Source organism: Yersinia alsatica, assembly GCF_025133195.1.
Classification (GTDB): Bacteria; Pseudomonadota; Gammaproteobacteria; order Enterobacterales; family Enterobacteriaceae; genus Yersinia; species Yersinia alsatica.
Map to the genome: position 1 here is coordinate 2,725,310 of NZ_CP104006.1, position 26,709 is coordinate 2,752,018.

Consider the following 26,709-nt stretch of genomic DNA (forward strand, 5'->3'; position numbering starts at 1 on the left):
GGCGCTCTGATTTGGAATAAAAGCCGGAGATATAGGCGGTTAATGGTTCCATAAAGCGGTAGTACCCTTTATTATCCTCGATCACTTTGCTTTAGCAACAGGATCTAAACAGATTTCATGTATCAACCTGTCGCCTTATTTATTGGCCTGCGTTATATGCGCGGGCGTGCATCCGACCGTTTTGGTCGGTTTGTCTCGTGGCTTTCTACCATTGGCATCACGCTTGGCGTGATGGCGTTGATTACGGTCTTATCTGTAATGAATGGTTTTGAGCGTGATTTGCAAAATAACATTTTGGGGCTGATGCCGCAGGCGCTGATCACCACGCCGCAAGGTTCTCTCGATCCCAATAAAATCCCCGCTTCAGCCTTAAAATCATTGACGGGCGTTACCGATATTGTGCCTTTGACCACCGCGGATGTGGTGTTGCAGAGTGCACGGAATCTGGCCGCCGGGGTGATGCTGGGTATTGACCCGGAACAGCGCGAACCCCTGGCTGATTACTTGGTCAATGTGAAACTAAAGGATTTGCAGCCGGGGAGTTACAATATGATCCTCGGAGAAAAGCTAGCCGGTCAATTGGGTGTTAAACGGGGTGAGACATTACGTTTGATGGTGCCCAGTGCCAGCCAGTTCACGCCAATGGGGCGTATTCCTAGCCAGCGTCTGTTTAATATTATCGGCACATTCGCCGCAGACAGTGAAGTTGATGGCTACCAAATGTTGGTCAATCAACAGGATGCATCGCGTTTGATGCGCTACCCCGCAGGTAATATTACCGGGTGGCGTTTATTCTTGTCGCAACCGCTGGCAGTCGATAGCTTGAGCCAACAAACCTTACCAGAAGGCACGGTTTGGAAAGATTGGCGTGACCGCAAAGGCGAACTTTTCCAAGCAGTACGGATGGAAAAAAATATGATGGGGCTGCTGCTTAGCCTGATTATTGCTGTTGCGGCCTTTAATATCATTACCTCGTTGGGCTTGTTAGTGATGGAAAAACAGGGAGAGGTGGCTATTTTGCAAACTCAAGGGTTAAGCCGCCGCCAAATCATGCTGGTGTTTATGGTACAAGGGGCCACTGCAGGGGTGATTGGTGCACTGCTTGGCGCTGGGCTTGGCATTTTACTGGCCAGCCAATTGAATGCCATTATCCCGGTTCTTGGCATATTGATTGATGGAGCCTCTTTGCCAGTGGAGATTAACCCCATTCAGGTGACCGTGATTGCTCTGGTGGCAATGGCAATCGCTTTGCTATCCACGCTTTACCCTTCCTGGCGCGCTGCCGCCGCACAACCTGCCGAGGCTTTACGCTATGAGTAATCATCCTTTATTACAGTGTTTAAACCTGTGTAAACGCTATCAGGAAGGTCAACTGCATACCGACGTATTGCGTAATGTGTCGTTTACTATTGAAGCGGGCGAGTTGATGGCGATTGTCGGCAGCTCTGGCTCAGGTAAAAGTACCTTATTGCATTTGCTGGGGGGGCTGGACTCTCCGACCTCGGGTGAAGTGATTTACCAAGGGCGCTCGCTGAATCAACTCTCCTCCACGGCAAAAGCGGAGCTGCGCAACCGTGAATTAGGTTTTATCTATCAATTCCACCATTTACTGCCTGATTTTACTGCATTAGAAAACGTCGCTATGCCGCTATTAATTGGTGGCGCTAAACCCAGTGATGCACAGGAGAAGGCTCACGCCATGTTAGCGGCGGTTGGTTTGGAAAAACGCAGCAAGCATCGGCCATCAGAGTTATCTGGTGGTGAGCGTCAACGAGTGGCTATCGCCCGATCGCTAGTGAATAACCCCTCGCTGGTGCTGGCGGATGAACCCACCGGTAACCTTGACCAGCGCAATGCCGATAGCATCTTCAATCTGCTGGGTGAATTGAATGTCCGTCAGGGGACGGCATTTTTAGTGGTCACCCACGATTTGCAATTGGCGAAGCGAATGAGCCGCCAGTTGGAGATGCGTGACGGCCAACTACAGCAGCACTTGACGTTGGTGGGGGCCGAGTAATGGGCGTTTCGCCACTTTCACTGTTAATCGGTTTGCGTTTTAGCCGTGGTCGTCGTCGCGGCGGCATGGTGTCGTTAATCTCGGTGATTTCAACCTTGGGTATCGCCTTGGGCGTTGCGGTGTTGATCGTCGGCTTAAGTGCAATGAACGGTTTCGAACGTGAGCTAAAAAACCGCATTTTAGCGGTAGTACCACACGGTGAGATTGCAGTGGTTAATCAGCCGTTCAGTGGCTGGCCAGAGACTTTGCAACGTATTGAAAAAGTACCCGGTATTGTGGCTGCGGCTCCTTATATCAACTTTACCGGCTTGATCGAAAACGCAACGCAATTGCGCGCGGTATCGGTTAAAGGGGTCGATCCTGAAGCCGAACAGCATCTTAGTGCCTTACCCAGTTTTGTGCTTGGCAATGCTTGGGCGAATTTCAAAGCCGGTCAGCAGCAGATTATTTTAGGTAAGGGGCTGGCAGATGCTTTGGGGGTTAAACAGGGCTCATGGCTGACGGTGATGATCCCCAATAGCGACCCTGAAATGAAGCTGCTGCAACCCAAACGTATTCGCTTGCAGGTCGCGGGCATTTTTGAGCTTAGTGGCCAGTTGGATCATAGTCTGGCATTGGTGCCTTTGGCTGATGCCCAGCAATATTTAGAAATGGGTGACAGTGTCACTGGTCTCGCCATCAAGGTAGATGACGTCTACAACGCCAACAAACTGGTACGCAGCGCGGGTGAAGTGACCAATGCTTATGTGTATATCAGTAGTTGGATTGGGACTTACGGCTATATGTACCGTGATATCCAAATGATCCGTACTATCATGTATTTAGCTATGGTACTGGTGATCGGCGTGGCCAGTTTTAATATTGTGTCCACGCTGGTTATGGCAGTTAAAGATAAAAGCAGCGATATTGCGGTACTGCGTACCTTAGGGGCCAAAGATGGCCTGATACGCGCCATTTTTATCTGGTATGGCTTATTGGCGGGGCTTATCGGCAGTGTCAGCGGGGCGGTGGTGGGGGTGATTGTCTCTCTGCAATTGACCAACATTATCCGTGGGCTGGAAACGCTGATCGGGCATCAATTTTTGTCCGGCGATATCTACTTTATCGATTTCTTGCCCTCAGAGCTGCATTGGTTTGATGTGGCCTGCGTATTGGCAACGGCACTGGTGCTGAGTTTAATCGCCAGTTGGTATCCGGCCCGTCGAGCCAGCCGTATTGACCCAGCACGGGTATTGAGTGGGCAGTAGCATGTATCCATTAGCCTAAGAAATGGGCGTTGCTGGTGGGGAGAGATCCTCCTGCGGCGGCAAGTTCAAAGGTACAATAATAAATAAGGGCGAGCTTATGTACTACGGTTTTGATATGGGCGGCACCAAGATAGAGTTAGGCGTTTTTGATGCCAACCTACAGCGAATCTGGCATAAGCGAGTCCCTACACCGCGCGAAGACTATCAGCAATTACTGCAAGTATTACAAAGTTTGACGTTGGAAGCCGATGCCTATTGTGGCGTTAAAGGCAGTGTGGGTATCGGTATCCCCGGTTTACCTAATGCTGACGATGGCACCGTATTTACTGCTAACGTGCCAGCGGCGATGGGGCAATCATTGCAGGGCGACCTTTCCCAACGGATTCAGCGCGAAGTTAGAATTGATAATGATGCTAACTGTTTTGCGCTTTCCGAAGCTTGGGACCCGGAATTTCGTCACTATCCAACGGTTCTGGGTTTGATTCTTGGCACCGGTGTGGGGGGCGGGCTTATCGTCAATGGCAGTATCGTTGGTGGTCGCAATCATATTACCGGTGAATTTGGTCATTTCCGCTTGCCGGTTGATGCGCTGGATATTCTGGGAGCCGATATTCCGCGAGTACCTTGTGGTTGCGGCCATAATGGTTGTATCGAGAATTATATTTCTGGGCGTGGCTTTGAATGGATGTACCAACACTTCTATCAACAATCCTTGTCCGCGATTGATATTATTACCAACTATAATGCTGGTGAATCTAAAGCTGTGGCGCATGTTGAACGCTTTATGGATGTGCTGGCGGTATGTTTGGGTAATTTATTGACGATGCTGGATCCCCATTTAGTGGTGATTGGCGGTGGTTTGTCTAATTTCGAGCAGATCTATCAGGAACTGCCAAAACGTTTACCGCAGCACTTATTACGAGTGGCCCGATTGCCACGCATTGAAAAAGCGCGTTATGGTGATGCGGGCGGCGTTCGTGGCGCTGCTTTTTTACATTTATCTGAATAATATAACGACAATATCCAAATGTTAGATTGACAGGATATTAAAAAGGAAAAAGTTATGCGCATTCGCCATCGGCTATGTCGGTTTCGCAAGAATAAGCATTTGCGGCATCAACGTTTTCGCTCCCGTATTTTTCATCGGGATAGTGCGGCAGTATCAGAAATGAAGAAGCCGTTTGTGGTGGTTCTTACTGGGGCTGGTATCTCGGCTGAATCAGGGATCCGGACGTTCCGTGCTGCGGATGGTTTGTGGGAAGAGCATCAGGTAGAGGATGTCGCGACGCCAGAAGGGTATCGCCGAGATCCAGAGTTAGTTCAGGCTTTCTATAATGCGCGCCGCCGCCAGCTACAGCAGCCAGAAATTGCACCCAATGCTGCTCATTTCGCACTCGCTGATTTAGAGGCCGTGCTGGGCGATAACTTTGTACTGGTGACGCAAAATATTGATAACTTGCATGAGAGAGCTGGCAGTAAGCGAGTTATCCATATGCATGGTGAGCTGCTAAAAGTGCGCTGCACGCAGTCGGGCCAAGTATTGGACTGGCCGGGTGACCTCAGCGCTGATGAACGTTGTCATTGCTGCCAATTCCCATCGCCATTGCGACCGCATATTGTGTGGTTTGGCGAGATGCCCATGGGGATGGATGAAATCTATCAAGCACTGGCCGCAGCTGACTTCTTTATCTCTATTGGCACCTCCGGCCATGTCTATCCAGCCGCCGGTTTTGTTCATGAGTCAAGCTTGCACGGGGCTCATACCGTCGAGTTAAATCTGGAACCCAGCCAGGTAGAAAGTCAGTTTGATGAAAAACACTACGGTCTGGCTAGCAAAGTCGTACCAGAATATGTGCGTGAGTTTTTGACTACACGAGGCGAGAATCGTCAGGGCGATTAATTTATCCTTCTTAATTGGAGCCGCAGCGTTGTTCGTGGCTCTCAATTATTCGGCCCATCCATGGGCCTCACCTCTTCGAGGCCGCTGCAAGCAGCGTTCAAATCTGCTCCCGGCAGATTTGTCACCCAAATCACTGACTTGTCGTTGACCTTATTTGGATAGACTCATTGGGATGTATTCGTTTGCTGCCTAGCTGCAACACCAATTACTTTGGATAACATCCTTCTTAGTTGGGGCCGCGGCGTGGTTCGCGGCTCTCAATTATTCGGCCCATCTATGGGCCTCACCTCTTCGAGGCCGCTGCAAGCAGCGTTCAAAGCTGCTCCCGGCAGATTTGTCACCCAAATCACTGACTTGTTGTTGACCTTATTTGGATAGACTCATTGGGATGTATTCGTTTGCTGCCTAGCTGCAACACCAATTACTTTGGATAACATTCTTCTTAGTTGGGGCCGCGGCGTGGTTCGCGGCTCTCAATTATGTGGATCTTTTAAGTGATATTGGCGGATAAATAAGCGAAACTCCTTGCTGACTGATGAATAAATCACCAAGCACAGTTTTCACGATGCACCTTATTATTCTGGCTTAAGTTTGTCTAAAGCTGACCTGACGCAATATTTGATCACGATCACTTCCCCATAATGATATTCACTATTATGAGGGTGGGAACCATGGACAAATTACTCGACCGCTTTTTCAACTATGTTTCTTTTGATACACAAGCAAAAGCCAATGTAAAATCCGTGCCGAGCACTGAAGGGCAGCGCAAGCTTGCTCAGGCGTTACAACATGAGTTACAGACGCTGGGCTTTTCTCAGGTTAGCTTGAGTGACCATGGCTGCGTGATGGCAACATTGCCAGCAAATGTTTCCTGGCCGGTCCCCACCATTGGTTTTATTGCCCATCTTGATACCTCCCCCGACTTCTCGGGGAAAAATGTGAATCCGCAGATTGTCGAAAACTACCGTGGTGGTGACATCGCCCTGGGCATGGGGGACGAAGTGTTGTCTCCGGTAATGTTCCCGGTATTGCATCAGTTGCTCGGGCACACATTAATTACCACCGACGGAAAAACCTTACTGGGTGCCGATGACAAAGCCGGCATTGCAGAAATTATCACCGCGATGGTGCGTTTAAAGCATAACAATGTTCCTCATGGGGATATCCGCATTGCTTTTACGCCGGATGAAGAAGTGGGGAAAGGTGCGCGCTTCTTTAATGTGGCAGAGTTTGATGCTCAGTGGGCTTATACCGTGGATGGTGGTGGTGTCGGCGAGTTAGAGTTTGAAAACTTTAATGCGGCGTCAGTGACCATTAAGATTGTGGGTAATAATGTGCACCCCGGTAGCGCCAAGGGAGTGATGGTGAATGCATTATCACTGGCAACCCGTTTTCATCAGGAATTGCCCGCGGATGAAACCCCGGAACGTACTGAAGGTTATGAAGGTTTTTACCACCTACAAAACATCAAAGGCACTGTTGAACGGGCGGAAATGCACTATATCGTGCGAGATTTTAACCGCGATGGTTTTGAAGCACGCAAGAAGAACATGGTGGATATTGCCAAGCGGATAGGCAAAGGTTTGCATCGTGACTGTTATATCGAAATCGTTATGGATGACAGTTATTACAATATGCGTGAGCATATTATTAAGCATCCGCATATTATCGAACTGGCACAGCAGGCAATGCGAGATTGTGATATCACGCCAATTATGAAGCCAATCCGCGGTGGCACTGATGGCGCGCAGCTATCTTTCATGGGACTACCTTGCCCAAATATCTTTACTGGCGGCTATAATTATCATGGTAAACATGAGTTTATTACGCTGGAGGGGATGGAGAAAGCGGTTGCGGTTATCATGCGGATTGCAGAACTGACGGCTAAACAAGCCAAAGAGGCCTAAGTTTGGCAGCCCGATTAAAAACGCCCCGTTTATCGGGGCGTGTTTGTATCTAAGCGGCAGATATTAGTCGTTAAAATACCAATAACCGCTGTTCACTAATGCAGTCAACATCGCCAGGAACGACGGATCTTCCAGTGCTTCCCCCAGTTTTGTCGAGTCAATGCTGTAGTGCTGGCACAATGCATCAGCCGCCTGTAAATGCGGCGTATCAATCAGTTCACCGTTAGCAAAACACTGCTGGCCAATGCGAAGCACGCGCAGGCCACTAAGACGTTGTAATTCTTCACCTTGCTGGAGCAATTCATAAACATCCCCAGCCTGATAAGGCGGTTCTGGTGGTGCCAGATCCAGCTCATGACGGGATTGCGAGATAAATTCGCCAAACCAGTTTTGGAAATCCTCAGGCTGCTGGACTAAATCCAACATCATCGCCCGCAGCTTATCGACTTCTTGTGGTTTAATTTCTGCCGGATGCTCTCGCAGTTGTAAGTCTGGGTCACTGTAGCGGTAGCTGCCTAACTCACGCGAAAGGACATAATCAGCAAAGCCGCTGACCAATTCGCGCGCATTAGGTGCGCGGAAACCAACCGAGTAATTTAATGCATTTTCAAGCGCATAGCCTTCATGAGGAAAGCCCGGCGGAATATAGAGAATATCACCCGGCTCCATTTCTTCATCAATAATGGCGTCGAAAGGCCCCACTTGCAGTAAGTCTGGGTGTGGGCAATGTTGCTTCATTTCTGTTTTTTCACCAACTCGCCAGCGGCGACGGCCAGTCCCTTGAATGATAAAGACATCATACTGGTCGAAATGTGGACCAACACCGCCACCCGGAACGGAGAAAGAGATCATTAAATCATCCATACGCCAATCTGATAGCGGGCGGAATGGGCGCATTAACGCGGCGGCTGGCTCATGCCAATGGTCTACGGCTTGCACCAGAAGCGACCAGTTGGTTTCACCTAAATGATCAAAACTCTCGAATGGGCCGTGACTGACTTGCCAGCGGCCATCTTCATGACTTACCAGACGGCTGTCTACTTCATTTTCCATCGCCAAGCCAGCAAGCTCATCAGGCGAGAGTGGGTCAATAAAGTTTTTAAAACCACGTTTGAGGATAACCGGGCGTTTCTGCCAATAACGTTGCAGAAAATCAGGCCAGTCGAGATCGAGTTGATAATCCATGTTTATTCCAGGAAAGGGGGTGAACTTGCCAGTGATTATAACGGATGCCTGCCAACAGTATCAGGTACTAACCGGCAAATTTTATTAATCAGTGTGATAATCATGTTGCTGGCCAAAGGTCACCATCATTCTTGCTCCCCCCAAGGGGCTTTCAGTGATGGTTATCTTACCTTGATACTGTTCAATAATTTCGGCTGCAACAGATAATCCCAGACCTTGGCCGGGGCGTAAAGTATCGACTCGTTGGCCCCGCTGGAAAATTAACTGCCGCTTACTTTCAGGGATACCCGGCCCATCGTCGTCAACGACAATAGTCAGTTGTTTTTCAGAGTGCAGGGCGGTTATTTCAACGAACTCCAGACAGTATTTACAGGCATTTTCCAGAACATTGCCCATCACTTCCATAAAGTCGTTTCGCTCACCAAGGAAGGTCACTTCAGGCGAGATATCGAGCGTGAGTACCACACCTTTGCGCTGATAAACTTTATTCAGCGCACTGCACAGACTGTCGAGCAGGGCAGGGACCGAGTGAATTTCACGGATTAATACATTATGTTCGGATCGCATACTGGCGCGGTGCAAATAATAGCCAATTTGCTGAGAAATACGGCTTATCTGCTCCAGCATAATTGGCTCGACTTCTTCAATGGTGGTTTGCTTACCGGTACGCAAAGAGCGCAACGTGGTTTGTAATACCGCCAATGGAGTTTTGAGACTATGGGTGAGATCCGACAGCGTAGTGCGATATTTGGTATAGCGCTGGCGCTCATTGGTTAACAAGATATTGAGATTTCGCACCAAACTTTGCAATTCACGCGGGGGATTCTCATCCAATTGCTCGCGCTCGCCTTTCTCTAGCTGACTTATCTGGCTGACTAATGCCTTAATTGGCCTTAAGCTCCAATAAGCGGCTAGCCACAGTAACGGGACAACTAACAGTAAGTTAGCCAGTAAAACATAGCTGAACCAATTCCAAACCAAGTCTGAACGCTGCAACTCTTGTGGGATAGTATCGACGACAACAATACTGAGTTGTGGCAAGCGGGAGGTGGCTGGGTAAGTATTGACCGAGACGGAGTGTGTTAACGCGCTGCTGTCGGTATCGTCATATTTTTTCAGCTGATCTTGGGCTTTGGGGTTATCACCTAGCATCATGCTACTGATATGCGTCCCGGTATCAAGCTCGTAGAAGCCCGGTTTTTGTAGCCAGCTTTTTTCGATATGAGATTCAAGTTCAGGGACATGGCGCTGACGCCAGAGAATATTGCCATCTTTATCGTAAATCAGGACCAGCGTAGGAATATTCAGTTCAAGTTCGGGAGGCACCGAGATGCTGAGTTTGTTGTCATGCCACTGCGCCAGACTGAAAAATAAATTACTCTCGCCGCGATGTGCGCTGAAGGTATTTTTATCAAAGCTGACAATATAGCCGACGACAGCAACCATACCATAGGATAGCGACAGCGCTAAGATGACACCTGCTGTCGCCATAAGAAAGCGAGCACGAAGGGAGAACGGTTTACTATTTTTCCTGAGCATGTTGTCTAGTTGGCGTCAAAACGGTATCCCTGACCACGGATGGTCGTAATCACTTCACCCTCATGTTCCGCTTGCAGTTTTTTACGTAAACGGCCCATAAGTACATCAATAGTATGGCTTTCACGCAGTTCTGCATCGGGATAGAGTTGCAGCATTAAGGTATCTTTACTCACCACTTTGCCAGCATTACGAATAAGAGTTTCGATAATGGTGTATTCGAAGGCAGTCAGTTTAATTTGTTGTTGATTGACAGACAGCTCGCGTCGCGAGAGATCAATCTGAAATGGCGGAAAATCAATAACTTGAGATGCCAAGCCGATATTGCGTCGCATCAATGCCTGTATCCGCGCAATAACTTCTTCCAGATGAAAAGGCTTGGTCACATAATCATCGGCACCGGCTTCCAGCACGGCGACTTTATCTTGCCAGCTTTCGCGGGCAGTCAGCACCAGAATCGGCAAATTAGTCTGATGACTACGCCAGCGACGGATAAGGCTTAATCCATCTTCACCCGGTAAGCCAAGATCGATAATTGCGATATCTGGAGCATGTTCCTGTAAGAAATAGTCTGCCTCTTTGGCATCTTCCGCTGCATCAACTTGATGGCCCATCTCGCGCATTTGCACGGTGAGGTGGTGACGCAACAAAGCATTATCTTCGACAACCAGAACCCGCATACCACATTCCTCGATATTCGTTAACCGGGTAATCTAATATTACCCGACAAGTAAAAATTAAAACAGTTACTTAGAAGTTGTAACGTAAACCTACCTGCATAGCTTGGTCGTTGACTTTCCAGTTATGGTAGGTATAGCCGACTTCTGCAGCAAGGCTTTGTGTTAATGCATAATCTGTCATGACCCGCGCTTCATGGAAGGCACGGCCATCATAGTTTGCTATGCGGTAAGCAACGTCCAGACCAATATCTTGGGACAACTTGCTTTTGATGCCGACTTCGCCGGTAGCACTGTTATAAGTATTGGTTTTTTTACCGTTTTTGCTGGCATCAAATACCATGGCGTGGCGACTGCCACCAACTAAGGTATAAAAATCAATATTAGGCGAGAAAGCAAAATGGTAGCCCAGCCCAAGTACGGCTTCTGCCAAACCACGGTCACCATTAGCAATGCTGTTTATACGACCATCAATAAACAGGTCATTATCAAAGCCATAACCACCGTTAAGGTAAATCCCACCCATATCTCGGTTACCGACATGGCTGTAATTATTTTGGTCAAATTGCTTATCGAAACGTGCATTATTGCTGATGGAACCGTATTGCAAACCACCAGCAACATAGGTGTAATCAGCCGCCATGGTGGCAGTAGAGGTTCCCAACAAGGCAAGTGTGAGTAGTGTTTGCTTTAACATAATGATAATAGCTCCTGCGGTTATAACGTCCTTTTGACATCGCGAGTATTATCAATGACAACGACTAAACCGGGGCTAAACAGGGGCCGCGCACAAGGGAATAAGAAAAGAGAGGGGATATACAGGTGACATTGACCCGCCACCTGTATGTAAGATTATAATATTACTTCAATTCATCGACCATGGTTGTCGCGCGACCAATATAATTGGCCGGAGTCATGGCTTTTAAGCGGATTTTCTCTTCTTCTGGCAGTGCCAGGCTATCGATAAATGCCTGCATACCCGCCGCATCGACACGTTTACCGCGCGTCAATTCTTTCAGTTTTTCATACGGTTTTTCAATGCCATAGCGGCGCATTACTGTTTGGATAGGTTCCGCCAGAACTTCCCAGTTATGGTCCAATTCTTCCAACAGGTGCGCTTCGTTGACTTCCAATTTGCTAATGCCTTTCATGGTCGCCTGATAGGCAATCACGGCATAACCCAAACCGACGCCCAAGTTACGTAACACCGTGGAGTCTGTCAGGTCGCGCTGCCAGCGTGAAACCGGCAATTTGCTCGCCAGATGACCGAGTACAGCGTTAGATAGCCCAAGGTTACCCTCGGAGTTTTCGAAGTCGATCGGATTGACTTTGTGCGGCATGGTGCTGGAGCCAATTTCGCCCGCAATGGTTTTTTGCTTGAAGTGATTCAGTGCAACATAACCCCAGATATCACGGTCAAAATCGATCAGGATGGTATTGAAACGCGCCACACAATCAAACAATTCGGCAATGTAGTCGTGAGGCTCGATTTGCGTAGTGTATGGGTTCCAGTTGATCCCAAGCGATGTCACAAAACTTTCACTGAACTGATGCCAGTCAACTTCAGGATAAGCCACGATGTGGGCATTATAGTTACCCACTGCGCCGTTGATTTTCCCTAAAATTTCCACTTGGGACAGTTGGCGGAACTGGCGCTCCATGCGGTAAGCCACGTTCGCGAATTCTTTACCGATCGTGGACGGGGTCGCCGGCTGGCCGTGGGTACGAGACAACAGTGGCAAGTCGCGGTATTGGTGCGCCAGTGCTTTAATTGAATCAATAATCTGACGCCACATTGGCAATACCACTTCCTGACGGGCAGTTTGTAGCATCAAGGCGTGGGACAGGTTATTGATATCTTCTGAAGTGCAAGCAAAGTGGATGAATTCAGATACCGCATGCAGCGCCGGGACGCTTTCCACTTTCTCTTTCAGGAAGTATTCAACCGCTTTCACATCATGGTTAGTGATGCGTTCAATGGTTTTGATGCGTTGTGCATCTTGCTCATTGAATTCTTGCACGATCTTATCAAGGTAAGCGTTTGCGTTTGCATCAAAAGCGGGAACTTCTTTGATTTCTGCACAGGCGGCCAGTTTTTGCAGCCAACGTACTTCGACCTGCACGCGGAATTTCAGCAAACCGAATTCGCTAAAGATTGGGCGCAGTGCGCTGACTTTGTCGCCGTAGCGTCCATCAATAGGGGAAACGGCGGTCAGTGAGGATAATTCCATCGGTGGCAACTCCTGAGGAAGGATTTCAATTATGAGCAAGAATACTCTGCGCCTGCTTAAACAGACGATTTCGTGAGAACATTAACTGCAAGCGGCTTCCGCCGACTTGTTGCCAAAGCACGGCTGAGCGGATACCCGCCAGCAGGGCGGCACGAACTTTTGCCTGCACCAGTGTGCTTTGTAAAATAGCAGGTGAACCTGTCACCTGAATACGCGGGCCAAGCGGGCTGATAACATCAGTATAAATGGCTGCCAGCGAACTCATCATGGTTTCGGATTCAAGATCGAAATGTGCCAGTTGGCGGTCAAGCTGGCTAATACGCGTGCCTAGGGTATTCATGGCTGATTTGTTGGCATTAAGTTTTCTTTCTAACACCATCAGGCTCAGGGTATAGCGGGTCAATTCAGCGGCTGGCCCCTGACGATTGGCATTTAAGACACTCTGCAACGTTTCCAACCCCATCTTCAGTGATTGTTCGTTGCCGCCATATACCGCCAGTGTTGAGGGTGGGTTAGTTTGTAACAACCCGCCCAGCACGGTATTCAATGCATCATTATCGCATTGGCCTTCATGGGCCAATTGCTGAACCAAGCGAGCTGACTGGCAGATCCCTGCTAATGCCAACGTAATATCGTAATAATTTTTCGCCACGGTTACTCCTGTAAGATTGCCGACTTGGTTGATGACATATTTAGCTTGCTACTGAATCCGCCAGTGGGTAGCGCTCTTCAATAATCCCGCCGCCAAGGCAGACTTCACCTTGATAGAAGACCGCAGACTGTCCGGGAGTTACCGCCGCGACGGGCTCATCAAAGCGAACTTCGACACGTTCGTCATCCAGTGGCGTCACGGTGCAAGGAATATCCTGCTGGCGATAACGGGTTTTCACCACACAGCGGAAAGCCTCTGTTACCGGCTCTCTGTCAACCCAGTGCAGCTGTTGAGCAATCAGGCCAACAGACATTAAACGCGGATGTTCATGCCCTTGAGCAACCACCAAGATGTTATTGGCGACATCTTTATCCACAACATACCATGGGTCATCGCCGCCATCTTTGGTGCCACCGATACCCAAGCCTTTGCGCTGGCCCAGTGTGTGGTACATCAAACCCTGATGCTCACCCATATGCTGACCATCGACCGTCATAATAGGGCCGGGTTGAGCCGGGAGGTAGCGCCCGAGGAAGTCACGGAATTTGCGCTCGCCAATAAAGCAGATACCGGTAGAGTCTTTTTTCTTCGCGGTAACCAGCTCCAGCTGTTCGGCAATGCGACGAACTTCGGGTTTTTCTAGCTCACCCACCGGGAACAAACTCTGAGCGAGCTGTTCATGACTTAAGGTGTAGAGGAAGTAGCTTTGGTCTTTATTGCCATCCAAACCGCGTAATAAGCGGCTTTTGCCATCAACATCCTGACGGCGAACATAATGGCCGGTAGCGATGTAGTCCGCCCCCAAATCTTCGGCAGCGAACTCAAGGAAAGCTTTAAATTTGATTTCTTTATTGCACAGAATATCGGGGTTAGGTGTACGCCCGGCTTTATACTCTTCCAGGAACAATTCAAACACGTTATCCCAGTACTCTGCGGCAAAATTGACGGTGTGCAACTCCATGCCCAGCTTGTCGCATACTGCTTGAGCATCGGCCAAATCGGTCGCTGCTGAGCAATACTCTTCGTCATCATCTTCTTCCCAGTTCTTCATGAACAAACCGGCAACTTGGTAACCCTGTTGCTGGAGCAGGTAAGCGGAAACGGAAGAATCGACACCGCCGGACATACCGACGATTACTTTTTTCTGGCTGTTATCTGACATGGGAGTCTCACTAACGTAAATACCAAACGATTGGATGAAGGTTATGGGGTTGCATTACCCGAATAACTTTCCAACACTGGTTGGGCATTATAAAAACAAGCGCCGGATTTTATCACGTTGATTGCGTTGCTGCATGGTAGATTCGCAATTACCTGAATAAATCAAATCTGCTTTTTATAGCGGCCAATTAAATGCACCAACCAGATCAAGGGAATAACGCTCTGGTTGCTGATAACAGCGGATACTTTCCGCAACCAAAGGGGAGCGCAAATTAGACGACTGCAGTATTTCATCGGCTGTGAGCCACAAACAGCAATCAATATCACTGTCATGGGGCTCTGTTGGTAATTGTTCTTGTAATTCAATGACAAAGGCAAAACGTAAGAATGGCGTGTTATCGGGAGCCAGCCATTGATGCATGCGCAGAAAAGAGTGCGGAGTAGCACGAATGCCGGTTTCTTCCCACAATTCTCTTTCTGCAGCTTGCAGTAAGGTTTCATCTGCTTCCAAATGACCCGCTGGTTGATTCCATAACTTTTTGCCATTAATTGTCTCTTCGACAACTAAAAATTTGCCTTGCGCATGAACAACGCAAGCGACGGTTACATGGGGCTTAAACATGGTTTATCTCCTTCCATTCGCCTGGCTGTAGGTTACCAAGGCTTAAATTTCCCATACTAAAACGTATCAGGCGCAGGGTAGGGAAGCCAACATGGGCTGTCATTCTGCGAACTTGCCGGTTACGACCTTCAAAAAGCGTGATTTTCACCCAACTGGTTGGAATGTTTTTACGTTCTCTGATGGGCGGATTTCGAGGCCATAGCCATTCAGGCTCATCAACCAACTCGGCTCCAGCGGGCAAAGTCGGGCCATCTTTTAAGCTGATACCTCGCCTTAATTGCATGAGTGCGTCATTCCCCGGCACCCCCTCGACTTGCACAAAATAGACCTTGCCAGTTTTTTGGGCCGGTTGTGTGAGCTTGGCTTGTAACTTGCCATCATTAGTTAATACCAGCAAACCTTCACTATCACGATCAAGACGTCCTGCGGCATAAACATCATTAAAAGGGATGAATTCCTTCAAAGTGGCGCGCCCAGCCTCATCTGTAAATTGAGGTAACACATCAAAAGGCTTGTTGAATAACAGGACTCGCCGTGGGGAGACGGGCTTCCCCGGCTTAGCCGCTACATTGGTGCTGAATCGGTTAACTTTGTGATTTTTAACAGAGAATTTATTCATGATTATTGCGATTCCGAATGATTAGCGCATTATACCTCAATCCGTTTCGGATTGGCGCGGAGCGAATATTCAAGTAGTATTGACACGAATCTTACAAGGCATTAACAAAATTGCGCTGAAGGAGAGGTTGATGGAAAGCAAAGTCGTTGTTCCGGCAGAAGGTAAGAAAATTACTGTCGATGCTCAGGGTAAACTGGTTGTTCCGCATAATCCGATCATTCCATTTATTGAAGGTGACGGCATTGGCGTTGATGTAACTCCAGCCATGATTAACGTGGTCGATGCCGCGGTTAAGAAAGCCTATAAAGGTGAGCGTAAAATCTCCTGGATGGAAATCTACACCGGCGAGAAATCCACCCATGTTTATGGCAAAGATGTTTGGCTGCCAGAAGAAACATTGGATCTGATTCGTGATTACCGTGTAGCAATTAAAGGCCCGTTGACCACGCCAGTGGGCGGCGGTATTCGTTCTCTGAACGTTGCTTTGCGCCAACAACTCGATTTGTATGTGTGCCTGCGCCCAGTACGTTATTACGAAGGTACTCCAAGCCCGGTAAAACACCCTGAATTGACTAACATGGTGATCTTCCGCGAAAACGCAGAAGACATCTATGCGGGCATTGAATGGAAAGCCGGTTCACCAGAAGCAGAGAAAGTAATCAAGTTCCTGCGTGAAGAGATGGGGGTGAAGAAAATCCGTTTCCCTGAACAATGTGGTATCGGTGTAAAACCTTGTTCAGAAGAAGGGACCAAGCGTTTGGTTCGTGCTGCAATTGAGTATGCAATTACCAACGATCGTGAATCAGTAACTCTGGTTCATAAAGGCAACATTATGAAATTCACCGAAGGCGCGTTTAAAGACTGGGGTTACCAGTTAGCGCGTGAGGAATTTGGTGGTGAGCTGATCGACGGCGGCCCTTGGGTTAAAATCAAGAACCCAAACAATGGCAAAGATATCATTGTTAAAGATGTTATTGCCGATGCCTTCTTGCAGCAAATTCTGCTGCGCCCTGCTGAATATGATGTTATTGCCTGTATGAACCTGAACGGCGATTACATTTCTGACGCATTGGCTGCACAGGTTGGCGGTATTGGTATTGCCCCTGGTGCCAACATTGGTGATGAGTGTGCTCTGTTTGAAGCCACCCACGGCACGGCACCAAAATATGCCGGTCAGGACAAAGTCAACCCAGGCTCTATCATTCTGTCCGCAGAAATGATGTTACGTCACATGGGCTGGTTCGAAGCGGCTGATTTAATTATCAAAGGCACAGAAGGCGCAATTCAGGCCAAAACGGTGACTTACGATTTCGAACGTCTGATGGACGGCGCTAAACTGTTGAAATGCAGTGAATTCGGCGACGCCATTATTCAACACATGTAATTCTGCTGTTGATGTCATATCTCACGGGGGCTTCGGCTTCCGTGAGTTTTTAGTGCCCGTCCCAACTCTTCTGCAAAACCTCGCTGCAACATAATCTAGCAATACTGATGTGGGCTTACCGCTCAACTTTCACAGAAGAAAACAAAAATGATCAATCACTTGTTATCCGCGCCCCGTCACCATTGACACATTAATGTGAAGAAAATATTTGACTGATTATGGTAACTCTTTATCCTTTACCGCAAAGTTACTAGGCATAACAATGCCATTTATTCTTACTGAGTTTATTAAATCGTCAGTATTCAAGAAATTATAAAAATTTATTTTTATTTTCTCTCTTAAAACAGAGGCTTATATTGTGACAAAGGATGTAGAAATCGTTAAAGCACGGCATCCGTTAGATAAGCAGCACATCAAGTTGTCTTATGTAACTCATTTTTACTGTAATCAGGGAAATATGGATTCCGTTGAGTCCTTGTTGAAGGAATATGAATCTTATCCTGACGATATTAAGGATGCAGTCGAATTTGTCATCGTTGATGATTGCTCACCACTAGAGTATGAAGTTAAAGATTATGATTTGAATTTCACGTGGTTACGAATTACCACTGATATTCAATGGAATCAGGCGGGTTCCCGCAACCTTGGGGTGACTTATGCCAAATCAGACAAAATAATCATTACTGATTTAGATTGTCTGCTGCCTGAAGATACCATGCGCTATCTGGTTAATGCCCGTAATCCGGGGCGTTCACTGTACCGTATCTACCGTACAGATGAAAAAACCGGCAAAGCCTATCGTGGTCACCCTAACTTGTTCTTCATGTCCAGAGCCCGATTCTTCAGACTTTATGGTTATGATGAAGAGTTTGCTGGCCATTATGGTTCGGAAGATTACCGTTTTGTGAAATTCCACAAAGACCACGGCAGTACGCCGCGCTATTTGCCTAAACAATACCGATGTATCGAACGTAATGTTGATAGGAAGAAAAGCTACCATTCTCTGGATCGTGACCTGACGTATAACGCGCCGATTGATGATCGGAAGAAAAGTGAAATTGCCAGATTTGGTGCGGAATATGGCCACAGTAGAATATTCCTTAACTTTAATTGGGAAATCAAAAAAGTGCATTCACGTCCACCGACAGTGCCGCCACGTAAGATCTGGTGGCGACCATTATGGTGGTTCCGTTACTTGTTCCGATCACTCGCAGCATAACGGCACATAGAGTTAAAAAGTCACATAGCCAACTATTACCCAATGGTTGGCTATGGCGTAAATAGGGCTGTGACGCTCGAAGAATGAGTGTTAAACAGTTGTTACTGGTTATTAATCTGAAGTGAGTGACTTATGATTTCTCCTGCCTCTTTGCCAGGCTCGCCCCCCGCGCATCGATATGTTGGCACGCTGTCTTGTGCAACTGCATTTCTGTTAGGTATTGGTCTACCCACTTCTAATTTCATCATGAACTTGTCGCTGGTCTTGGCGGTTATCTGTTTACTGCTGAGCCGCGATACCCGCTATGTCAAAGAGTTGGCCAAGAATCCGCTGATTTGGTTGCCAGCACTGATGGTGGTGCTGTTGGCAATATCCTTGCTCTGGCATCACAATCTGTACGGCAAAGTGATGGTCAGTAAATATTCTAAGCTATTGTATATCTTGCCATTAGCGATGTTTTTTGTTCTTTCCCGCTCACTTGCTGGCTATTTTGCCAAAGGTTTTTTATTAGCGAATGCCGTTATTCTGGCCGCCAGTCTGTGGGTGGGTGTCTTGCATATGCCATTGGGCCATATTGACCCGCTCAATCCGTCAGTGTTCAAATTACAAATTACCCATAATTTCTTTATGGCCTTGGCGGCAGTGATATGGCTTTCTCTGGCATTTAGAAATCATGGGCTTAAGCGCTGGGGCTATGCATTGTTAGTGTGTCTGGCTATCTATAACATTGTGTTTATGGTGCAGGGCAGGACTGGCTATGTTGCATTAGCGGCAACCTTTGGAGTGTGGGGACTACTCTCGCTATCAACCCGTCAGCGTCTGGGGATGGTGGTTTGTGCATTAGTCGTCGGCGTTATTGTGCTGATGGTGCCAAATCGGGCAGTTGACCGGTTGCATCAGGGGGTCACAGAGATTCAAACTTGCCTGACTGTCAGTGAGGGGAATGCAGATCAGTCTTGTGACTCTTCGATGGGGCTGCGCACTGCCTTTCTGCTTGAGTCGGCTAAACTGATAAAAGAAGCGCCAATTTTGGGACACGGTGCTGGGGGTTTTTGGTACCCGAATCCACAAATTGGTTATAGCATCAATCCACATAATGAATATCTGATGCAAACTGTTCAGTCGGGAATAGTAGGTTTGGCTTTATTCCTAGGATGGATGTGGTGCTTCTTCCGTTCGGCCTGGCGTTTACCTACCCATATTAGAAATGTGCTGGTTGCTTTGCTCGGCGGTTATCTGGCTTGCCATCTGTTCAACTCCTTCTTACTGGACTCGTCGGAAGGGCATTTATTTGTCATCCTCACGGCTATTGTTGCCAGTTATTCGGTGTTGCCGCCCAAAGAGCAGCGAGAAACCAGACAAACAGAATAAAGCCCATCGTGGATAACGAGAGCGTTAAATCAACAGGTGCCCAAGATGGCACCTGTTTTTTTATCCACCTAGTTTGCTGCTTCCGGCGGCAAACCAAACCCTAAATTGTTATAACCCTCTTTAAAGCCAAACAACTCGAGAAACTCATAAGCGGTTGAATACATATGATACGGCGAGCAGAACATCCAGACAAAAAGTGACAATAAAACCATAATGGCAACCAGTAGGATTTTATCCAGTAACACTTTTCCTCCTTGTAATATTTAGGCCAGCCTTGAGTCGGTTGGCTTATGGCATCTAATACGCAATGTACAATGACGATAACGTAAAAACATGAAAATTTCATGGCTAGAGTCAGCAAATATGCACTTTTTGCCGCGATGGCAGCTTAACTCTATGCAACTCGTTATTTGTTAGCCTCTTAATGATCTTGATGTCCCTAGTGACGCTCATCACATAAACCAAGTGTTAACGTTAACATTAGTGATTAACATCACAATCCTCGCTCGACTGATCTTCTCAAAGTAAAAAGTTAACGTTAACAATGGGTGTAAATCTCCAACAGGACACAGCCATGAAACATTCTGTTCGTAATCAATATCTGATTTTGAGTGGCTTATTGTTTACGTTTTTCTTTACCTGGTCATCGGCATTCTCTTTATTCTCCATATGGCTCAATCAATATGTAGGATTAAAAGGTACCGAAACCGGAGCCACTTTTTCCGCCATTGCCTTAACTGCACTTTGCGCTCAGCCGCTATATGGCGTGATACAAGATAAATTAGGGCTAAAAAAACATCTTTTATGGGCTATTGGTATTTTGCTGCTAATCAGTGGCCCTTTTTTTATTTATGTTTATGCCCCTTTATTGCGCGTCAATATGCTGGCTGGTGCAGTGGTGGGCGGCTTATATATGGGGATGACGTTCTTTGCCGGTATAGGGGCGCTGGAGTCTTATACCGAACGAGTGAGTCGCATTAGTGGGTTTGAGTTTGGCAAAGCCCGGATGTGGGGCTCTCTCGGGTGGGCGGGGGCCACCTTCTTTGCTGGCATGCTGTTTAATATTAATCCCAATATTAATTTCTGGATGGCTTCAGCATCAGCCGCGATATTCCTACTGCTGCTATGGCACTTACATGAAGTTAAAACGGCAGCTATGGGGCAGTTGGAATACGGTAAGAGCAGTGCTCTGACGTTGAGCGATACATTGTCACTCTTTCACATGCCGCGCTTTTGGGCGCTGGTGGTGTTTGTCACCGGTGTAAGTGTTTATAACGTCTATGACCAGCAATTCCCGGTCTATTTCTCTTCACTATTTGCAGACCCGCGTCACGGTAATGAGATGTACGGGTTTCTTAATTCTTTGCAAGTATTCCTAGAGGCTGGTGGCATGTTCCTCGCACCTTTGCTGGTTAACCGCATTGGCGCGAAAAATGGCTTGCTGCTGAGCGGATTAATTATGGCGATGCGTATATTTGGTTCCGGGCTGGCACAAGACGCAGTCACAATCTCATTGATGAAATTGTTACATGCGGTGGAGTTGCCTATTTTGCTCATTGCGATGTTTAAGTATATCGCCGCCAATTTTGATCCGCGTCTGTCAGCCACACTGTATTTGGTGGGATTCCAGTTTATTACCCAAGTCTGTGCCAGCGTATTTTCGCCGTTGGCGGGTAAAGGCTATGACCAGATAGGGTTTGCTGATACCTACATGATCATGGGGGGGATTGTCCTCGGATTAACAGTCATTTCCTGTTTTATGCTGCGCGGCGAATCGCGTACCGATGATCCTTCCCTGCAATTAACCACTAAGTGAGTCACGATGAATTCATTAATTGAGCGGGCAAATGATGCGCTGCTAACCTTGGCTTCTCAGGTGGAGCTGAGCTTCTATCCACATTTTCATTTGGCCCCTCCGGCGGGATGGATGAATGACCCAAATGGGCTGATTTTTTACCACGGGCTGTATCATGCATTTTATCAACACCATCCTTATGATGAAAATTGGGGGCCGATGCATTGGGGGCACGCAACCAGTCAGGATATGCTCAGTTGGCAGCATCAGCCCATTGCTCTGGCCCCTGAGGATTCATGGGATAAAGACGGCTGTTTTTCCGGCTGTGCCGTGGATGATAATGGTGTTTTAAGTCTGATCTACACCGGGCATGTGTGGTTAAAAGGTGAGGGTGATGACAGTGCAATTCGCGAGGTACAGTGCCTGGCCACCAGTGAAGATGGGATACATTTTGCTAAGCAAGGTGTAGTGCTGACGCCCCCTGAGGGCATCATGCACTTTCGTGATCCCAAAGTATGGTTCGAGGATGACTATTGGTGGATGGTGGTCGGTGCCCGCGATTCACAGGATCACGGGCAGGTGTTGTTATATCGCGCCAGTTCATTGCGACAGTGGCAATTTATGCAGGTATTAGCCCGAGCAGATGATGGCATGGGGTATATGTGGGAGTGCCCTGATTTCTTCCCATTGGGTAATGAACGGATTTTGATGTTTTCGCCGCAGGGTTTGGTGGCAACCGGTTATCGCCATCGTAATCTGTTCCAGAGTGGGGTGCTGCGCGGCAAGTGGCAACCAGGGGCAGATTTTACGCCCTCTCAACCTTTTGCTGAGCTCGATCATGGCCATGATTTCTATGCACCACAATCTCTGCTCACTCCTGATGGTCGGCGAGTAATTATTGGCTGGCTGGATATGTGGCAATCCCCGATGCCGACAAAAGCCGATAACTGGTGTGGATGCTTAAGTTTGCCACGGGAGCTAAGTCTTGACCCTCAAGGGCAGCTATTGATGCAACCGCTGCGTGAGGTGGCGGCATTAAGACAAACTGAGCAGCTAATCGCCCCGGCAAGGTTGCAGCAGCGGCAATTTTTGGCTGAAAACTGCCACAGCCTGGAGCTGCAACTGAAATGGGATTGTGCCACTAGCGATGCCGAAAAATATGGTTTTCAACTGGGGGATAATCAAGGAAACGGCGGCAGAGTTGCTGTCTATGTGGATAATCAGGCCAATCGCCTGATATTGGAACGATACTATCCGCAGCATGGCTTGACGGGGTATCGCAGTGTGTCATTACCGGTGTCAGGATTACTATCCTTACGTGTATTTATTGATAGTTCCTCGCTAGAGGTATTTATCAATGGTGGACAGGCTTGCATGAGCAGCCGTATCTACCCCGCACAGCATGAGCGCTGTTTATCGCTGTTTGCTGAAAATGGTCAGGCGCAATTGCTGGCAGGTAAATTTTGGCGCTTAAATACGGGTGTTCACTATTAAATCGCCGGGAAAATCAGATTGAGGCCCGCTCCAGCAGTGGGCAAGGTAACCGGTGGGTTAAGCGCGATTCACGCCCTTCAATTAAGTGAAGGGCGGCTTCTCGGCCAATATCATAATGAGGAAGTTGAACCGTCGTGAGCGGGGGGAGGAACAGTTCGCCAATACCGACCATATTGTCATAACCCACGACAGCCACTTGCTGTGGAATGGCAATACCTTTAGCCAACAGCACCTGATAAGCCAAAAAAGCGATGCGATCATTGCCGCATATCAGCACATCAAACTCAGGTTGATTCTCTGGGCAATGGCGGTCTAACAGGGAAATAACATCCTGATAATGTTCATCCCCCCACGCTAAATGACATTGACGTAATTGCGCCATTGGCAACCCAGACTCTTGCCACGCTTTTTCCGCACCGGCCCGCCGCGTCTTACCTGCCAAAGTACACTCGGGGAGATAAATACACAGTGGCCGCTGATATCCTCGGCGCAACACTAATTTCATCGCTTGATATTGGCCATCAAAATCATCAGGAATATAGCTAGGGATTGAATGGATTTCACTGACGCAATTTGCCAGCACAATATTTTTATCTCGCAGGCGGTCGGGGATGGTGACTTGCCGTAGCCCCATCGACGTAAAAATAATGCCATCAGGGCGCTGGGCGAGCAGTTGATTAACTGCGCGTTCGCTATCTTCTTGTGACGTCAGATTAACCAGAAAGCTATTCCAGCCAAATTCGCGCGCAGTTAACTCAATGGAGAGTAATATCTCAACTGAAAAAGGGGTGGTGGCGGTATCCCAAGCGAGCACGGCGAGAGTCGAGGTTTTGGTGGTATTGCCGCGCATTTTTCGGGCAGAGAAATCAGGGACATAATTGAGCGCTTCAATGGCCTGCATCACTCGCTGATAAGTTTCCGGGCGCAGTTGTTCCGGGTTATTGATTGCCCGAGAGACGGTCATTAATGAAACTGACGCCAGATGTGCCACTTCTTTCAGCGAAGCCATTACATTCCTCAATGGTTATATTGCCGCTTTCTTTGATTGATTATCGTTTGCTTGTTGGCGTTGATCAACTGCTCAAAATTATTAGGGCGCGATCAGTAAAAAGCCCTCAATGGAGAGGGCTGAGGGCTAACGGTTGGCTTTGTCATCAGCCTCATCAAGCAGGCCGTTGGCTATCTTGCTGGCGTCAAGATAACGTGAGGAGTTCAAGATCCCATTAAGGGTCTCTCGGACACTGAACAGAAATTGATCGTTGTCCGACTCATTAGCACATTCAACCATTAATGCGACAAGCAAAGCTTCATGGGCGATCAAATGATCTTCACCAGGTAAGTTTGCATCGGTTTCACCTTGCTGAGCGCGAACAGATGCTGGGTTAATTGATGACATAAAACTCCTTATTTAATAATTGAATAACCACATACCCACTATAGCGGGGTTTCTGTTTATTGCTATGACAGATGAATAGTCTACCATAGTGACCATAACAGATATGCGGGTGGTTGAGTTTGTCTCCTACGTTTATTGGGTTATCTCACTTAGATATCATTTAATAATGACGCCACTTTATTTTCTTCACTTCACTGGCCGATAAATTCGGACCGCGGCAGTCAGGCGCAAGGTGCGGTGAGCCAACTCTTCCGCAGCGCCAGCATATTGCTCCACCATGGCGGCATTCTGATGGGTCATTTGATCTAACTGACTAATTGATTGGCTAATTTGACCCAGAGCTTGGGTCTGTTCATGGGTTGAGGTGCTAATTTCACTGATCAGGGTAGAAACCTGACCCGCCTGCTTGACGATATTATCCATGGTCGCCCCGGCATTTTGCACCAGCGTGCTGCCGTCGCGCACCCGCTCTACGCTGGTTTCGATCAAGTGTTTAATCTCTTTCGCCGCAGTGGAGGAGCGCTGCGCCAAATGGCGTACTTCACTGGCAACAACGGCAAAACCTCGGCCTTGTTCACCGGCTCTGGCAGCTTCAACCGCCGCGTTGAGCGCCAAAATATTGGTCTGGAAGGCAATACCTTCAATCACACTGATAATATCGACGATACGATGGCTGGAGTCATTAATCGTCCCCATGGTTTCAATAACCTGATGCATTAACTCGCTGCCTTGCTCAGCTGCATGACTGCTCATCTCTGCCAGTGAAGTTGTCTCGTTCGCGGTGTTGGCGCTGTTTTGTACGGTGGCGACCAGTTGTTCAGTCGCACTGACAATATGTTGTAAGTTAGCGGTAGCCTGTTCCGTCCGGACCTTTAACTCACGATTTCCGGCGGCAATCTCACTGCTGGCGGTATTAATGCCATCAACCTGACCACTGACATCATCGGTTAAAGAGCGAAGATTCAAACCTAACTGATTGACGCTACGCATTAAATAGCCAATTTCATCAACACGGTTTAGCTGAACATAATCACCGGCTTGCCCGGAAGAGACATCTTGCGCCTGTTGTAAAATAGCCGCGATCGGGCGGGCGACCTGACGTTCCAGCCAAAATGAGGTGATTATGCTGCTGGCAAGGGTAACCCCTCCCATAATCAACAGCGGCAAGGCCGTCATCCCCATTACGCCTGCGGCGACAGTGGGCAGCAAGGCAGCGGCCAAGAGTGCACCGCGCAAACGCCAACGCAGTGGTAGTGTTTGAAATAGCGAGAATAAAGAGAGCCAACCGGTGCGGACAATCAAGCCGCGATAGAGCGCAATACGGCGCTGCTTTGCCTTGCCAGAGTTAAAATCGGCATACAGTGCCTCGGCTTGTTTAACCTCTTCGCGGGTTGGTGCAATTCGCACCGAGATATACCCCGTCAATCGGCCATTGTGGCGCAGTGGGGTGGCATTGGCGCGCACCCAGTAATAGTCACCATTTTTGCGGCGGTTTTTTACCAATGATGACCAAGAAAGCCCGTCATTTAAGGTTTGCCACATATCGGCAAACGCGGCGGGTGGCATCTCTGGGTGTCGCACCACATTATGAGGTTGCCCCAGCAAGTCCTGATATTCAAAACCACTGGCGCGCACAAAGGCGGCATTGGCATAGGCGATATTTCCGTGAATATCGGTAGTTGATTGCAGGGTGGTATCGCTTCCAATGGGATACTCCTGCCGACTGACAGGCTTGTTGACTCGCATAATAACCTCAGTAAATGGGGGAGTTCCCTGAGCACAGGTAGATACAATAATTACTGACGGTAATCGGCATCCTTAGATAAAACTTTATACTTTTATTTATTAAATTATTAATTCCCCATAAAAGTGCTAAATATTAGTCTCGTTGCACTTATTTAGAGCATTTTTCTTAATTATTTAATGATTAGATAGGTTGAATTTATTATTTATATTTAACTGTGTGCTAGTGTTTTAAATAATATGAAATCAATTTAAATCGTTTAAAAACAATAAATTACATTATATTCACCCCAAGGGCTTAATGATAAACTGATGAGGGTTATAAATGGATGTTCATTTGCTGAACTGTTTATCTACAACTTTGATAAAACATGGGTAAGTTTTACTTAAAAGTTACATAACATGATGTTCATTGAGGGTTTGGTTCGCTACGATTGTTAATTATGATTTTTATAATAATTATTTGTTACAACCCTGGCAGAGATTAATCTAAACAATATTAATTAAGAATAAAGAGATCCCTGCGGTTGCAGGGATAGAGAATTTAAAACAT

The 26,709-nt window shown here is 47.7% G+C and carries 24 protein-coding genes; 11 read left to right on the forward strand and 13 right to left on the reverse strand.

What is annotated here, in order from left to right; translation table 11 throughout:
- Positions 1 to 117 precede the first annotated feature (117 nt).
- The 6 genes from lolC to pepT all read left to right on the forward strand — a co-directional run bounded on the left by lolC (position 118) and on the right by pepT (position 7,071).
- Positions 118 to 1,320 carry a lipoprotein-releasing ABC transporter permease subunit LolC gene (lolC, locus tag N0H69_RS11990; protein WP_050147205.1) on the forward strand — a complete coding sequence of 401 codons (1,203 nt, stop codon included), beginning with the start codon at positions 118 to 120 and terminating at the stop codon, positions 1,318 to 1,320.
- Positions 1,313 to 2,017 carry a lipoprotein-releasing ABC transporter ATP-binding protein LolD gene (gene lolD, locus N0H69_RS11995; protein WP_050109075.1) on the forward strand — a complete coding sequence of 235 codons (705 nt, stop codon included), beginning with the start codon at positions 1,313 to 1,315 and terminating at the stop codon, positions 2,015 to 2,017. The genes lolC and lolD overlap by 8 nt, the downstream gene beginning before the upstream one ends.
- Positions 2,017 to 3,264: a lipoprotein-releasing ABC transporter permease subunit LolE gene (gene lolE, locus N0H69_RS12000; RefSeq protein WP_050151094.1), complete on the forward strand. Its 1,248-nt coding sequence runs from the start codon at positions 2,017 to 2,019 to the stop codon at positions 3,262 to 3,264. Before lolD ends, lolE begins: the two co-directional genes overlap by 1 nt.
- 97 nt (positions 3,265 to 3,361) lie before the next feature.
- Positions 3,362 to 4,273, forward strand: a complete 912-nt coding sequence (gene nagK, locus N0H69_RS12005) for an N-acetylglucosamine kinase (RefSeq protein ID WP_050135452.1) — start codon at positions 3,362 to 3,364, stop codon at positions 4,271 to 4,273.
- A gap of 54 nt (positions 4,274 to 4,327) precedes the next feature.
- On the forward strand, positions 4,328 to 5,164 hold the full coding sequence (gene cobB, locus N0H69_RS12010; RefSeq protein WP_050109078.1) for a Sir2 family NAD+-dependent deacetylase: 837 nt from the start codon (positions 4,328 to 4,330) through the stop codon (positions 5,162 to 5,164).
- 671 nt (positions 5,165 to 5,835) lie between these two features.
- Positions 5,836 to 7,071: a peptidase T gene (gene pepT, locus N0H69_RS12015; RefSeq protein ID WP_050109079.1), complete on the forward strand. Its 1,236-nt coding sequence runs from the start codon at positions 5,836 to 5,838 to the stop codon at positions 7,069 to 7,071.
- Positions 7,072 to 7,134: 63 nt separating this feature from the next.
- Here the strand turns inward: pepT and N0H69_RS12020 are convergent, their stop codons facing one another.
- The 9 genes from N0H69_RS12020 to rluE all read right to left on the reverse strand — a co-directional run bounded on the left by N0H69_RS12020 (position 7,135) and on the right by rluE (position 15,754).
- Positions 7,135 to 8,256, reverse strand: a complete 1,122-nt coding sequence (locus N0H69_RS12020; RefSeq protein ID WP_050135450.1) for a ribosomal protein uL16 3-hydroxylase — start codon at positions 8,254 to 8,256, stop codon at positions 7,135 to 7,137.
- A gap of 84 nt (positions 8,257 to 8,340) precedes the next feature.
- Positions 8,341 to 9,795 (reverse strand): two-component system sensor histidine kinase PhoQ, encoded by a 1,455-nt coding sequence (gene phoQ / locus N0H69_RS12025; RefSeq protein WP_050109081.1) that lies wholly within the window; start codon positions 9,793 to 9,795, stop codon positions 8,341 to 8,343.
- A gap of 5 nt (positions 9,796 to 9,800) precedes the next feature.
- Complete coding sequence (gene phoP / locus N0H69_RS12030) at positions 9,801 to 10,472, reverse strand: two-component system response regulator PhoP (protein ID WP_004709580.1); 672 nt, start codon at positions 10,470 to 10,472, stop codon at positions 9,801 to 9,803.
- A 70-nt stretch (positions 10,473 to 10,542) separates the two neighbouring features.
- Positions 10,543 to 11,166, reverse strand: a complete 624-nt coding sequence (locus tag N0H69_RS12035) for a YPO1635 family putative outer membrane beta-barrel protein (protein WP_050109082.1) — start codon at positions 11,164 to 11,166, stop codon at positions 10,543 to 10,545.
- 163 nt (positions 11,167 to 11,329) lie between these two features.
- A complete protein-coding gene (gene purB, locus N0H69_RS12040) occupies positions 11,330 to 12,700 on the reverse strand; it encodes an adenylosuccinate lyase (RefSeq protein WP_050152246.1) in 1,371 nt (456 codons plus the stop codon).
- A 25-nt stretch (positions 12,701 to 12,725) separates the two neighbouring features.
- Positions 12,726 to 13,352: a high frequency lysogenization protein HflD gene (gene hflD, locus N0H69_RS12045; RefSeq protein ID WP_050109084.1), complete on the reverse strand. Its 627-nt coding sequence runs from the start codon at positions 13,350 to 13,352 to the stop codon at positions 12,726 to 12,728.
- 40 nt (positions 13,353 to 13,392) lie between these two features.
- Positions 13,393 to 14,514: a tRNA 2-thiouridine(34) synthase MnmA gene (gene mnmA, locus N0H69_RS12050; RefSeq protein WP_050152245.1), complete on the reverse strand. Its 1,122-nt coding sequence runs from the start codon at positions 14,512 to 14,514 to the stop codon at positions 13,393 to 13,395.
- Between the two features lie 174 nt (positions 14,515 to 14,688).
- A complete protein-coding gene (locus N0H69_RS12055; RefSeq protein WP_050152244.1) occupies positions 14,689 to 15,135 on the reverse strand; it encodes an NUDIX hydrolase in 447 nt (148 codons plus the stop codon).
- Positions 15,128 to 15,754, reverse strand: a complete 627-nt coding sequence (rluE, locus tag N0H69_RS12060; RefSeq protein ID WP_050152243.1) for a 23S rRNA pseudouridine(2457) synthase RluE — start codon at positions 15,752 to 15,754, stop codon at positions 15,128 to 15,130. Before rluE ends, N0H69_RS12055 begins: the two co-directional genes overlap by 8 nt.
- A 130-nt stretch (positions 15,755 to 15,884) precedes the next feature.
- Here rluE and icd point away from each other — a divergent pair, with 130 nt between their 5' ends.
- The 3 genes from icd to N0H69_RS12075 all read left to right on the forward strand — a co-directional run bounded on the left by icd (position 15,885) and on the right by N0H69_RS12075 (position 19,728).
- On the forward strand, positions 15,885 to 17,138 hold the full coding sequence (gene icd, locus N0H69_RS12065; protein ID WP_019209643.1) for an NADP-dependent isocitrate dehydrogenase: 1,254 nt from the start codon (positions 15,885 to 15,887) through the stop codon (positions 17,136 to 17,138).
- Positions 17,139 to 17,496: 358 nt separating this feature from the next.
- Positions 17,497 to 18,357, forward strand: coding sequence for a glycosyltransferase family A protein (locus N0H69_RS12070; RefSeq protein WP_050109089.1), 861 nt, complete (start codon positions 17,497 to 17,499; stop codon positions 18,355 to 18,357).
- 150 nt (positions 18,358 to 18,507) lie between these two features.
- Positions 18,508 to 19,728, forward strand: coding sequence for an O-antigen ligase family protein (locus N0H69_RS12075; RefSeq protein WP_072077705.1), 1,221 nt, complete (start codon positions 18,508 to 18,510; stop codon positions 19,726 to 19,728).
- A gap of 68 nt (positions 19,729 to 19,796) precedes the next feature.
- Here N0H69_RS12075 and N0H69_RS12080 read toward each other — a convergent pair whose 3' ends face one another.
- Positions 19,797 to 19,973 (reverse strand): hypothetical protein, encoded by a 177-nt coding sequence (locus N0H69_RS12080; protein ID WP_172665475.1) that lies wholly within the window; start codon positions 19,971 to 19,973, stop codon positions 19,797 to 19,799.
- Between the two features lie 329 nt (positions 19,974 to 20,302).
- On the opposite strand from N0H69_RS12080, the gene N0H69_RS12085 reads away from it, so the two are divergent.
- Entirely contained in the window at positions 20,303 to 21,544 is a 1,242-nt protein-coding gene (locus N0H69_RS12085) for an MFS transporter (protein ID WP_050152241.1), read from the forward strand.
- Positions 21,545 to 21,550: 6 nt separating this feature from the next.
- Positions 21,551 to 23,017: a glycoside hydrolase family 32 protein gene (locus N0H69_RS12090; protein ID WP_050152240.1), complete on the forward strand. Its 1,467-nt coding sequence runs from the start codon at positions 21,551 to 21,553 to the stop codon at positions 23,015 to 23,017.
- A gap of 13 nt (positions 23,018 to 23,030) precedes the next feature.
- On the opposite strand, the gene N0H69_RS12095 is transcribed toward N0H69_RS12090, so the two are convergent.
- From N0H69_RS12095 to N0H69_RS12105, 3 genes are all read right to left on the reverse strand, one after another.
- The gene (locus N0H69_RS12095; RefSeq protein WP_050152239.1) at positions 23,031 to 24,026 is read right to left on the reverse strand and encodes a LacI family DNA-binding transcriptional regulator; all 996 of its coding nucleotides are present in this window, start codon (positions 24,024 to 24,026) and stop codon (positions 23,031 to 23,033) included.
- A gap of 126 nt (positions 24,027 to 24,152) precedes the next feature.
- A complete protein-coding gene (locus N0H69_RS12100) occupies positions 24,153 to 24,413 on the reverse strand; it encodes a hypothetical protein (protein ID WP_050109094.1) in 261 nt (86 codons plus the stop codon).
- A gap of 186 nt (positions 24,414 to 24,599) precedes the next feature.
- The gene (locus N0H69_RS12105; RefSeq protein WP_050109095.1) at positions 24,600 to 26,159 is read right to left on the reverse strand and encodes a methyl-accepting chemotaxis protein; all 1,560 of its coding nucleotides are present in this window, start codon (positions 26,157 to 26,159) and stop codon (positions 24,600 to 24,602) included.
- Positions 26,160 to 26,709: the final 550 nt, after the last annotated feature.